This window comes from Blastocatellia bacterium (genome assembly GCA_035573895.1).
Taxonomy (GTDB): Bacteria; Acidobacteriota; Blastocatellia; order HR10; family HR10; genus DATLZR01.
The window spans coordinates 1-12,450 of record DATLZR010000114.1; the positions used below are offsets into that span (position 1 = coordinate 1).

Here is a 12,450-nt window from a genome sequence, read left to right on the forward strand (position 1 = left end):
GTTCCATCGCGTCCTGCGCCTGCCGTGTGCCGGAACTTCGTTGTGATGACCGCACACAGGCCTCCGTACGAATCCTTGCGAAAAATCCTCTGGGAGCGCACGCCTCCGGCGTGCCCGGTGAGCCCCTGTGGAAACGGACACGTCCGGCTCTCCCGGACACATCACCGTCGGCCTCGACAATCCGAGGACCGAAAGCGGTCGGTCTTGCGCCGCCGCTCCGAACTGTGAATGCTCTGAGAAATCGGCTCCCCTCGAGGGCCAGTAGGAGAAATCGGCGATCCAGGCCGAAGGGTTTGACAAACCTGCGCCGCCGACTCAGAATGTCGGCCGTGGTCACGCCGGGAGCGATGAACACGGGTCACCATTTGTGCGAATCCCTGTCTGCGGATAATGACTTTTGTGGGAGGCAAACCATGATCAAGCATGCGCATGACGCGTCTCTTCCTTCACGGTCTCGGGGAAAACAGTGGGGGAGGTGTCGGACGTCCTTCGCCTGTGTTTGTGGACTTATCCTCATCATCGGGTTATTTGCTGCGGTGGGTGGAAATTCCTTGCGGGCTGTTCAGGACCGTCGGCCCTTCACCTTCGATGACATGATGGCCATCAAACGAGTAGCCGAACCTCAGCTTTCGCCGGATGGTCGGACGATTGCCTTCAGCCTGACCCTTGTCAATAAGGCAGCCAATACGCGCACAAGCGACCTGTGGCTGGTTCCCATCTCAGGGGGAAGGCCGCGTCAACTGACGGCGCATCCGGCCCTGGACAGCCGCCCCCGCTGGTCTCCCGACGGGAAAAAGATCGCCTTCATCTCGACGCGGGATGGAACGCCGCAAATCTGGATCATTGATGTCGGTGGAGGAGAGTCGCGCCGTCTCACGTCTCTTTCCACCGGAGCTGAGGGTCTCATCTGGTCGCCGACGGGCGAATATTTGGCATTTGTCTCCGAGGTCTATCCCGACTGTTCCACCGATGAGTGCAATCGGAAACGGGATGATGAGCGGGCAAAAAGTCCGATCAAGGCCAAACTGATTGATCGGCTACTCTATCGCCACTGGAATGCCTGGAAGGACGGCAAGCGCAGTCATCTTTTCCTCGTGTCGGTGGCCGATGGTCAGGTGCGGGACCTCACACCGGGCGATGCCGATGTTCCTCCCTTCTCGCTGGGTGGGCCGGACGATTACGCCTTCTCGCCGGATGGACGCGAGATCTGTTTTGTTCGCAAAGAGAGTCGGGATGAAGCGATCAGCACCAACAGCGATCTGTGGATCGTGCCGGTGACGGGCGGCGAGCCGAAGCGCATCACGACCAATCCCGGAGCCGATGCCTCGCCGTTGTATTCGCCCGACGGTCGCTTCATCGCCTATCGGTCTCAGGAACGCGCGGGCTTCGAGTCGGATCGCTGGCAGCTCATGCTCTACGATCGGCAGACCGGGACGGTGACGAGCCTCACTCAAACACTCGATCGTCCCGTGGAGGAATTTCTCTGGTCGCCCGATAGCCAGAAGATTTATTTCACCACGTCGGATGAGGGCAGCGGCCCCATTTCGGTCCTCTCACTCTCCAGCCGGCGGATCGAGAAGATCGTTCCCGGTGGCGTCAACGATGGGCTTCAGATCACGCCCGATGGGCGGACACTGGTCTTCACCCGTCAGACGCTCAGTCAGCCGGCGGAAATTTTCCGGGTTCAGACCGATGGTCGAGATCTCGCGCCGGTGACGGGATTGAACGACGATCTGGTCGCTCGAATCGCCTGGGGACAGGTCGAATCCGTCTGGTACACGGGAGCGGATGGAACCAGAATTCACGCCTGGGTGATCAAGCCGCCGGGATTCGATCCGACGAGGAAATATCCCCTGCTCGTTCTCATTCACGGCGGGCCGCAAAGCGTCTGGGCTGATCTCTTCCACTACCGCTGGAACGGACAACTGTTTGCGGCTGCCGGATATGTCATCTTCATGCCCAATCCCCGCGGCAGCGTGGGCTTCGGACAGAAATTCACCGATGAAATCAGCGGCGACTGGGGCGGCAAGGTCTACGACGACGTGATGAAGGGCGTGGACTACATGATCAGTCTCGGATATGTGGATCAGGATCGCATCGGAGCCGCGGGTGGATCCTACGGCGGATACCTGGTCAACTGGATCGCCGGTCACACGGATCGGTTCAAGGCGCTCGTCTCACATGCGGGCGTATTCAACCTGACGAGCATGTACGGAGCGACCGAAGAATTGTGGTTCCCCGAATGGGAGTTTCGCGGCACTCCCTGGACCAATCGCGAACTGTACGAGCGGTGGTCGCCTCACAACTTCGTGAAAAATTTCAAGACGCCGACGCTCGTCATTCACGGGGAACTCGATTATCGCGTTCCCATCGGAGAGGGCTTGCAGATGTTCACCGCGCTACAGCGGATGGGCGTTCCCTCGAAACTGCTTTATTTCCCTGATGAGGGCCATTGGGTGCTCAAGCCGCAGAACAGCGAGCTGTGGTATCGCACCGTCATCGAGTGGTTCGATACCTACCTCAAGCGGGCCCGGGGATAAGTAACGGCGGTTCGCATCGAAAGCAAGACGACGGGGGACGAAAAGAGGGAGAGTCCCTTGGGGCGGACCGTTCCTTTCCGCTCACTCGCTCATCAGGAAGATCAGCGGGCGCACATCTTCTTCCGGAGTCCATTCCCAGTAGCGCAGCAAAATGGTATAGACCATCAGTCCAACCTCTCCTTCGCCCCAGAGCAGGTACCTCAGCGCCTGGGTCATCAGGTTCTGCCGCGAGAGTCCGAGGAAGAGACTGATCGGATCAATCAGCTCGCTGATATAGGCGATGGTGTTGGCGATGGCCACCGCTCCGGAGACCTCGATGAAGTAATTCTCCCCTTCCTTCCGCACCTTCACTCGCAAGCGAGCGAGGAACTCGCTGCGATTGTCAATGAGCGTGACGTGAATGAACGCTAGCGGACCGGTGATCAAGTAATAGCGCCGGATCTCCTCCGCCTTTCGGGCGCAGGCGGCGGGATTGAACGTGCGAATGGGAACGAGATGGACTTTTTTGCCCACAAGTGATGGCCAGAGTTGCGCCGATTCGGCATCGGCCAGCGCCAGCTCCGAGACGCGTAGTTCCAGGGAGCGCCAGGATCGGCTGACGGCGCTCAAAAGAATAATGGCGGCGATGAAAAAACTGGCGATGATGACGCCATCGGGCCGTGCGACGATATTATCTCCCAGAGTGAAAAGAAAGACGCCGCTGATTACCCAGAAATAGAGGCTCAGCAACACCCGCCCGACGGATCTCGCGCCGTTAGTCTCCTGGCGGTATTCGTGCCAGAACGAGAGGGCCACGGCAACTGCCGCCGAGAGCATCAGCGCCAGCACGCCGGTGGCATAGGCTCCCGCTTGCGCCTCGACCTCAGCATCGAAAATGAACGTGATGATTACATCAATGGCGAAGAGAACGAGAACGAGCGGTCGCGCATAGGCCACCCATCGCGGAGCCATGCCGAATCGCGGCAGGTAGCGAGGAATGAGATTGAGCAGCCCGGCCATCGCCGAGGCTCCGGCAAACCAGAGGATCACAATCGTGGAGATGTCATAAAGGGTGCCGAAGGTGTGTCCCAGGTAGAGGTGAGCGAGATAGGCGAGTGCCCGTCCGGCCGCCGGTCCCCCTTTCGCGTAGGCGTCCGGAGGAATCAACCAGGTGGTCACCAGGCTGGACGTGAGCAGCATGACGCACATGATCACGGCAGCGGATTGAAGCATCCGATGCGTCGCCTGAATGCGCTGGGAGGGATAACGGCTCGCCGTATCTTCCGGCCCCCCGGAAATGAGCGGCATGACCGTGACTCCCGTCTCGAACCCGCTCAGCCCCAGCGCCAGTTTGGGAAAGATAAAGGCTGATGCCATCAGCATCGTCGTCCAGTCACCGTGCATCCCCAGGCTCACGCGCCATCCGGCAATCAACTCCGGTTGCCGCGCGACTTCCACAAAAGCCCGGACAATGACGACCAGATTGAGGAGCAGGTACGGAACAGCGACTGCCGTCGCCAACCCGATGGCCTCGCGGAAGCCTTTCAGAAATACCATCGCCAGCAAAGCCAGAAAGAGAAGCGTCAACTCCAGTTGCGCCTCACCAAAGAGAGGCCGCAGATACGGATTCTCAACGGCGTGCTTGGCGGCATCGGCCGCCGAGAGCGTCATCGTGATGACAAAGTCCGTTCCGGCGAATCCGAGCAAGATCAGCACGAGCAGCTTGCCCTTCCAGCCCGGCAGCAAATTCTCCAGCATGGCGATTGACCCTTGACCGGCGTAGGATCGCTTGGCGACCTCCACATAGGTGGGCAGCGCACCGAGCAATGTGACGAGCAGGAGAACTCCCGTCGCCGCCGGGGCCAGGGCGCCCGCCGCCAGCAATGCGATGCCCGGCTGATACCCCAGCGTCGAGAAATAGTCCACGCCGGTCAGCCATAAAACCCGATACCACGGATAGGCAGCGTGGTGACCGTGAGGTTCGTCCAGTCGAGTGTGCATGAACCAGCGCCCCAGAGACGTCCGGGGCGGAGATGTGCGCGGGACCGGAAGCGTCGGCAGTAGATAGTCTGGCTTCATGAACGTTCGCTGAACACTCAAATTCTTGACAAAAGGCAAGCAATTATAGTGGTGCAAGGAGAGCGCCACAACTCACGTGACCCTGCAAGACAGTTTTCGCTCGTGGATTGTGTGTATGGGCCAGGTGCTTCCGTGAAACGCCTTCCGGAAGGATCCTCAACCCGCTACCGAATGTCCGTGATCGTGAGAGCAAAGGGCGAGGGCCGTCCGGAGGGCTTCTTTCAAGGCCGCTTCGTCGAAGGGTTTATAGAGGAATGCGATAGCTCCGGCCTGCCGCCCGCGCGCTTCGGCAAGCTGATCTCCATGCGCCGTGATGAAAATGATCGGCAGGCGCGCCCCCTCAGCCGCCAGTCGCTCCTGAAGCTCCAATCCGCTCATGCCCGGAAGGCGCACGTCGAGGATCAAACATCCCTGAAGCGCCGGAGACCAGGCGCTCAGGAATTCATCGGCAGACGCGAACGTTTGTGCGTCCCATCCCCATGATCGCACGAGCCGCCGGAGCGCCCGCCGCACCGACGGATCGTCATCCACGATGAAGATGATCGGTCGCCTTCCTTTGCACATCCCTCACCCGCCCTCAGAGCGCAACAGTGCCCGAAGATACCACAGCCGCCGGAGCCTGCCTATTGGACCTTAGACCAACATGCCAGGCAACGTAGCGCCGCCTTTCCAGGCTGCGAGAAAAATGCGCAGGTTGGAAGCGTGAGCTACGTTTGCAGAGTCAGGCGGATGAGGGAATGCCGAGCTTCTCGGCCAGACGGACCAGCTCAGCCAGCGAGCGCGCTTTCATCTTCTCCATGACGCGGGCGCGGTGCACCTTGATCGTCTTTTCGGTTGTGCCCAGCCGGGCGGCGATCTGTTTGTTGAGGAGCCCTTGAACGACAAGCTCCAGGACTTCTCGTTCGCGCGGCGTCAGCGTCATCATCCGTCGCCGCAGTTCGCTGAGTTCGGCCTCATGGCGGCGGGCTTCTTTGTCGGCTCGGATCGCGGCGCCGATGGCTTCCAGCAGGTCCTTTTCCTGAAACGGCTTGACCAGGAAATCAATGGCTCCGGCCTTCATGGCGCGCACGCTCATGGGAATATCGCCGTGGCCGGTGATGAAGACGATTGGCAGGTGGCGGCCCAAAGCCGCCAACTGCTCTTGCAACTGGAGGCCGCTCACGCCCGGCAATCGAACGTCGAGCACCAGACAAGAGGGCCTCTCGGTCAAAGGGGCGGCCAGGAACTCCTGGGCCGAACCGAAGGCGACCGCCTCGAATCCGGCCGTGCGAATGAGTCGCACGAGCGCCCGCCGCACCGACGGATCGTCATCAATGATGTAGACCAGGGGAGTTGACTCGCTCATTTGAATCTCCCCCGTGATCGGCTCGCAGCGTGAACCAGAATGTTGCGCCCTGGTCCGGATGCGATGTGACGCCGAGCCGACCTCCATGAGCTTCGATGATTGACCGGCTGATCGAAAGCCCCATGCCGAGACCTTCGCGCTTGGTGGTGAAGAAGGCGTCGAAGATGCGCTCTCGAATTTCGTCGGCAACTCCATGCCCGAAATCGCGCACCGAGACGAGCACTGTGCCGGGCCCATCGCCACGCTCCGTGCGCAGGATGATGCGCCGCATCTCGGCCGGAAGATGCGCCATCGCTTCGGCAGCATTGACGAGCAGGTTCATGATGACCTGCTGCAGTTGCACGCGATCTCCCACAATGAGGGGGAGGTCCGGCGCCAGCTCGAGCTGAATGGTTACATCGCGCAGGATGCCCGCCCGCAGCAATCGCACAACTTCCTCGATCGCCTCGTTGAGATTGAGCGGCGTCGGCTCGCCGTCGCTTTTGCGCAGGAGGGCGCGGAGCCGCCGGATGACTTCGCCGGCGCGCTTGCTATCGTGAACGATGTCGCTCAGCGCTTCGCGCACCTCATCGAGCGGCGCTCGATCATCGGCCAGCATCCGCTGGCTGGCCTGGGCATTGCTGACGATGGCCGCCAGAGGCTGATTCAGCTCGTGCGCGAGCGCCGCCGCCATCTCCCCCAGGGTCACCAATCGAGCCACGTGCGTCAGCTCGCGCTGCTTCTGGCGCAGTTCCTCTTCAGCCCGCTTGCGCTCGGTGATGTCCCGCCAGATGGCATGGAGGATCGTCCCTCGTTCGTCCTGAACGGCCGAGACGTTGACGCTCGCCCAGAGCGTCGTCCCGTCCTTGCAGCGGAGCCGGACTTCCAGATCGCGGACATGCTCATTGGGCCCGACGTGCTCGAAGGCCTGACGCGCCACATCAACGCACTCCGGGTGGCACAATTCGAGCACCGGGCGACCGATCAACTCCTGGCGCGTGTAGCCCGTCTTGGCGATCAATTGCTGGTTGCACTCGATGATCCGTCCGGTCGTGGCTGAGACCGAACAGCACAGATCGGGGGCGTTCTCGTAGAGGTCGCGATACTTGGCCTCGGAGGCGCGCAAGCGCCGCTGGGCTCGGTGTCGCTCGACCTGGCGGCGCCAGAGCACGACCCCCAGAGCCACGAGAAACGGCAGGCTCGCGCCCACGACATAGGGCCCAAGGAAGGCCATGCGCCCCGGCGACAGCTCGCTGTTGATGCTGGATTCGGCCGAATGGAGCGCCGCCAGGACCAATCGTTCGCGCGCGCGCTGTTCGGACTGGAGGGCGCCCTGCGCCTCGGCCAGCACCGAGAGGCGCTTCCAGAAGGCGTAGAGGTTATCGCGCGTGACGAGGTTCTCGACAACCGGCGCCCATTCGGGAATTTCGGGATAGGGTTTTCCTCGCTGCAGGGCCAGTTGAAACATTTCGGCGAAGGGCTTCTGCGACACAATCTGAGAATGCGCCGGCAGATCGCCCACGCCTTCGCCGTAGCGCTCTTGGCTTTCGGCCGAGCTGAGGAACTCCATCAGGCGGCGCGCCCGCGCCACGCCGTCCGGATCGCGCCCTCGCGTGGGATCGAGCACCACCAGATACGATCCGCCTTTCATGGTGGTCGCCGCTGCCGCCCCGATTCTTGGCGGGAGCGTCGTCCCGATGTGTTTCTCCCAGTCGGCTCCCAGCCGCTTGGCCGCGCGATCCGCCACCCATGTCCCCAGGATGACCATCGCATAACGGCCTGCGAGGAAATCTTCGGCCACCTCAGTGGCATAGTTTTCGGGCAATGCGACGCATCCCTGTTTGACCAGCTCGATCAAAAACTCAGCCGCTCGCTCTCCCTCGCGGCTCGCCAGGACGGCTTCGCGCCAGGGGAGCACGCCCCACTTCCTTTCGGTGCAAATGAGCGAGGGCACGCCCGCGTTGTACTGCCACACGGCCAGATCGTGCAGCAGGTCCCAACCCGGGGCGGTCGGAATGGCAAACGGCGCGATCAGTTTCGGCGGCCGATTCTGGCGCAAGCGCCGGCAGGTCTGCAAAAATCCCGCCCCGTCGGCGATCTCCTCGGGGCGCACCCACTCTTTCCAGTACCAGAGCAGGCGCACATCCCAACTGTAGCGCCGCTCATCGGCGACCACACCCAGCGAGCGAAAATAGGCGATCCAGGTATCTCCCACCTGCGCCAGGATCGGAGGATTCTTGGCATCCGAGACGTAATCGGCATAGTAGCGCAGCGCCTCCATCCAGGTGACGAACTTGACCTGAGCGGCTATGCCAGTGCGGGCGCGAAACAGTTCCAGTTCGCGGAAGATGCGTTGCTGCCCGAGCGCCTCGCGCGCCAGGAAGGGATCGCGCAGCAAATCCTGCAGGCTCATGTGGAGATAGGTTTTGTGCTCGGCCACAAAGCGGGCGATCTCGGCCTCTGTGGGCGAGCGCGCCAGCGGCGCTTCGCTCGGCATCCGGACGAAAAGCAGCGGTTCCTCGGCGCGACCCGGGGTGACGTTCAGAAGCACGATGCCGAAGATTACAGTGAGCATGGAGCCCGCTCTCATCGCTTTCACCTCCATGCGTGGTGCGATACTTTACTTTGGGTCCTCACGACCTGTCCAGAGCGCGCGGTCAGAGATGCGCAGCGCCCAATCAGGGGCTTCTGGCGAGTTAGCTTCTCGCCACGCTGTGAAGGAATGCTTCGCGCCGGTAGGCGGCAAGCTGAGCGGCGATCTCTTGCTCCGTCCAGCCGAGTTCCCTCGCCATGAGTCGAGCGACCGATTCCGCAACGGGCAGCGCATGCCCGGCGTCTTCCCACACCAGTCGCGTCCGGCGCGAGAGCACGTCCGTGAGCGTGAGCGCCATCTCCCGACGCATGGCGTAAAGAACTTCAGCCTTGATGTAGGGCAGACCCGGAATAAGTCGGTCGCCCAGTTCCGAATGAGATCGCGTCAGCTCGAAAAGTGAACGAGCATCCTGCCCATACGCGCGCACGAGGTGATCCCGGATGTCAGGATCAAGGGGCATTTCTTCCAGATCGAGATCGGCCGCGCCAGGAAGCAACGACGATGCCCACAGGCGGTCTCCCCCTACGCCCTGGCTCGTCGCCCGCCCCGGCCCGCCGTCCTTCCGAGCACGCTGATTCCCCGCCAGTCGTTTCATCACCCGACCGACCACGGCGCGCGCCATGAGGCGAAACGTCGTCAGCTTTCCCCCGCCGATGGAGATCAATCCCGAGGAACTCTCCGAGATACGATGCCAGCGGGAAATATCGGAGGCGAACGCTTTGTCCTGAGCCAGTAGGGGACGCACGCCGGCGAATGTGGCGAGAATCTCTTCGGGGTGAAGGCGCCTCTTCAGGATGCCGTTGATGGAGTCAAGCACATAGGCGATGTCCTCGGTATGCGCGCGCGCATCGGCGGGATCACCCGTGTAGGGCGTATCCGTCGTGCCGATGAGAGCCAGCGGCCCCCAGGGAATGACAAACATCTCCCGTCCGTCACGGGCCGAGTGAAAAAGCAGACCCAGGTCGAAATCTCCCCCGGTGGAACCCCTCGCCGAGAAATGCTCGCGCCGAACGACGAGATGAATCCCCTTGGTCGTGAAGAGCAGAGGACGGGCGTCCCGATCCTCATAGTGGCGCACCTCATCGAGCCAGGGTCCGGAGGCATTCACCACGGCCATCGAGCGAACCTCCAGGTCCTGCCCGGTGAGCATATCTCGGACGACCACTCCGGCCACTCTCTGGCGACACCGGAGAAAGCCTGTGGCGGCGGCGTAATTGGCGATGAGGGCTCCCTGCCGGGCCGCCGCCTTGAGCACCGTCAGCACCAGACGCGCATCATCGGTCCGCCCATCAAAGTAGGTGAAGGCTGCTTTCAATCCGCGCTCCCGAAGCTGAGGCCACAGTCGGGCGGCCTCGTGCGGCGATACGCGCCGGTGCTTCAGCGGGATCGAGCGCCAGGCCAGCAGATCGTAAATCCACAGGCCCAGCGAAGCCAGAAGCCAATCGCCCGGCGCCCCGTAGAAGGGGAAAAGAAAACTCACCCAGTCAACCACTCCCGGAGCCAGCCGTCGCAGGATTGCCCGTTCTCGCGCCATCGCCAGGGTCAGTCGAAGATCACCCTGACGCAGGTAACGAATCCCGCCGTGGACGAGCTTGGAGGATTTACTGCTCGTGCCGCTGGCGAAGTCGCTCTTGTCAATGAGGGCGGTTTTCAATCCACGAGCGGCAGCTTCCCAGGCGATCCCCGCTCCCGTAATGCCGCCGCCGACAATCACCAGATCGAACGGCTCACGGGCCATTCGCTGGAGATTCTCCCGCCGTGTGTGCGCCGATAACTCGCTCATCGAAAGACCGAAGATGCGGCGTAAGCCCCGGCAGCCCGCGTCTGGCTCCGCCACGAGTCGCTTCTCAGCAGGTCCTGGGAATCATCAAGGATGAAGGATCTTCGCGCAGGTGAAATGGCGTGTGTGAAATGCGCCGTCCGGCAATCATTCCTTTGGCCGAACGGCGCATGCCGAATCAGGAGGCCAGCAACTGCCGCCTCACTCTTCTTTGCGGTCGGTGATGGTGAACGTCGCGGTGGGCTCAATCGTTTGCTGCGTGACCTGATCCGTAATGCGCACCTTGATGGTGTAGGTCCCGGGCGGAAGCTGATCGCTGGGAATCACCCGCGCCAGCGTAATTTGCTGGGTCAAAAAGCGCGTCAGCCCATTTTGTCCATCTTCCCGCAGTCGAAGAACCTCGCGCCCATCCCGCAGGAGGACATACTCCACATCCACCGCCGGTCGCAGCGTCGTCTGATCCACGCCGGGATTGTAAATCTGCATGTAGATGCCCACCGGATCACCTCGCCTGAAGATGCCGTTGACGTTCGGGCGGACTTTGAGATTGCCCAGGACGAAGGGTCCGGCAGCCAGTCGCCCGTGCAACGGCTCAATGCGTTCGGCCACGATCAGCGAACTGGTGGACAACTGTCCCTCGGCATAGCGGGGCACCTGGAACCCGTGATGGACCACGCCGGTTCGACCGCTATTGACATCACGAATGACCAGGTCAACCACATAGTTTCCCGGCGGGAGCATGACCTGCCGCTGGTAGATGGACTTTTGCTTCACGCCCTGATCGAAGACATCATCGGTGTACCGTTGCGTGACGACATCCTCGAAAATGTGCGGCCGTCGCCCGCTGACCGGACGAATGCGCCCGTGAATGTTGACGACGGCTTCGTTATAGCCGCCGTTATTCTTGAAGCTCAGGTCCTGATTCTCCATCAGGACGGTGAAAATCGTGTTGATGGAGGAATCGGTGACGCGCACGAAATCGGTTCGCATCTGGAAGGGGAGGACGTCGAATTCAACTTCGAGCTTGGCATCGGCCACCGTCGCCAGATCGTTGAACTTGACCTTGGGCGGTCGCTGCAAATTCGCCAGCAGTTGCAATCGTTCAAACGGTTGATCCTGCGCCCGCAAAGCCATCAGCGGATACCGCTCGCGATTGCCCGGAGAGAAGAAGGGACGGTCGGCTTTCGAGGCCAATCCCAGTTCTTCCGCCAGCGTGAGTCCGGCGTTGGGAACAAACAAGAGGGCATCTTTCTCATCGGGGCTCCGGGCGATGCGATATTCACCCGTCATGGTCGGATCAACGAATTCGATCTCGATGCCGCTGCCCACACCTTCGATATAGCGATAGAACCACACCTCGAACGGATAGGTGCTCGTGCTGCCGCCGCCTTCCCAGTAAGGACGATCATACGTCCCTCCCGAAGGATGACTCTCGATGCTGTCGGGCGGCCCGAACATGATGTAGATGCGACCACGATCGGTCTTCCAGCCGGGAATGCCGGAGGAGAATCGCTCATTGGCGTAGGCAATGCGCCGATAGTGCTCCTCCCGGTATTCGTTCTCCTCGGTATCGGGATTGGGATCGCGGCGGAGCCAGAACTGCTCGATGAACTGTTCCCGCTCCTCATCCGTCTCCAGTTTATTGAAGGCGGCGCGCTCCTCTTCAGTGATGATCCAGCGCACGTCCTCATCGAGCCATTTCTTGTAGACGTCGGCCAGCTCTCTCTTGCGGCTTTGCTCCCGCTTTTTATCCTCCTTACGCTGCGACTTGCCCTGGTTCTCCTGGCCTTGTGCGACGGCAACCGGCACTGACGGTGCCAGGGACAGCAGGAAAAAGATGCCGACAATCACGCTCAGGATTTTCTTTGTGAGGCGAGCATCACCGATCATAGGCCATCCTCCCACAGCAATCGTGCGGTGGAAAGTATACCGACCCTCTTTTCTCGTTTCAAGCCACTCTCCCGCCATTGCCTCCGGCGGTTTTCTTCATTACCGTGTCCTTCGCGTTCTTCGTCGCCCCTCTCAGGCGCGAGAGGGGACGTCATCGGGCCATTTCCTCGCGGATTTCCTTCGCACTGAGAGGGAGAAAGGCTCCCCGTACCCGCAGAGACGTGCCGTTCAACAGCGGTATCGGCGGTTTCACATCGTCAAAAGT

At 61.3% G+C, this 12,450-nt stretch carries 7 protein-coding genes; 1 reads left to right on the top strand and 6 read right to left on the bottom strand.

From position 1 onward, the window contains the following. The first annotated feature begins 413 nt into the window (after positions 1–413). A complete protein-coding gene (locus tag VNM72_10755) occupies positions 414–2,540 on the top strand; it encodes a S9 family peptidase (GenBank protein ID HXF05879.1) in 2,127 nt (708 codons plus the stop codon). 81 nt (positions 2,541–2,621) lie between these two features. Here VNM72_10755 and VNM72_10760 read toward each other — a convergent pair whose 3' ends face one another. From VNM72_10760 to VNM72_10785, 6 genes are all read right to left on the bottom strand, one after another. Beyond that, entirely contained in the window at positions 2,622–4,598 is a 1,977-nt protein-coding gene (locus VNM72_10760; GenBank protein HXF05880.1) for a hypothetical protein, read from the bottom strand. 156 nt (positions 4,599–4,754) lie between these two features. Next, positions 4,755–5,162, bottom strand: a complete 408-nt coding sequence (locus tag VNM72_10765) for a response regulator (GenBank protein HXF05881.1) — start codon at positions 5,160–5,162, stop codon at positions 4,755–4,757. Between the two features lie 157 nt (positions 5,163–5,319). Further along, the gene (locus VNM72_10770) at positions 5,320–5,943 is read right to left on the bottom strand and encodes a response regulator transcription factor (protein ID HXF05882.1); all 624 of its coding nucleotides are present in this window, start codon (positions 5,941–5,943) and stop codon (positions 5,320–5,322) included. After that, positions 5,909–8,497 (bottom strand): extracellular solute-binding protein, encoded by a 2,589-nt coding sequence (locus VNM72_10775; GenBank protein ID HXF05883.1) that lies wholly within the window; start codon positions 8,495–8,497, stop codon positions 5,909–5,911. The genes VNM72_10770 and VNM72_10775 overlap by 35 nt, the downstream gene beginning before the upstream one ends. 121 nt (positions 8,498–8,618) lie before the next feature. Continuing rightward, the gene (locus VNM72_10780; protein ID HXF05884.1) at positions 8,619–10,352 is read right to left on the bottom strand and encodes a glycerol-3-phosphate dehydrogenase/oxidase; all 1,734 of its coding nucleotides are present in this window, start codon (positions 10,350–10,352) and stop codon (positions 8,619–8,621) included. Between the two features lie 144 nt (positions 10,353–10,496). Beyond that, the gene (locus VNM72_10785) at positions 10,497–12,185 is read right to left on the bottom strand and encodes a GWxTD domain-containing protein (protein HXF05885.1); all 1,689 of its coding nucleotides are present in this window, start codon (positions 12,183–12,185) and stop codon (positions 10,497–10,499) included. Positions 12,186–12,450 lie beyond the last annotated feature (265 nt).

Coding starts and splice junctions, on each gene's coding strand:
- VNM72_10755 (HXF05879.1), top strand. CDS start 414: ATGATCAAGCATGCGCATGACGCGTCTCTTCCTTCACGGTCTCGGGGA.
- VNM72_10760 (HXF05880.1), bottom strand. CDS start 4,598: ATGAAGCCAGACTATCTACTGCCGACGCTTCCGGTCCCGCGCACATCT.
- VNM72_10765 (HXF05881.1), bottom strand. CDS start 5,162: ATGTGCAAAGGAAGGCGACCGATCATCTTCATCGTGGATGACGATCCG.
- VNM72_10770 (HXF05882.1), bottom strand. CDS start 5,943: ATGAGCGAGTCAACTCCCCTGGTCTACATCATTGATGACGATCCGTCG.
- VNM72_10775 (HXF05883.1), bottom strand. CDS start 8,497: ATGCTCACTGTAATCTTCGGCATCGTGCTTCTGAACGTCACCCCGGGT.
- VNM72_10785 (HXF05885.1), bottom strand. CDS start 12,185: ATGATCGGTGATGCTCGCCTCACAAAGAAAATCCTGAGCGTGATTGTC.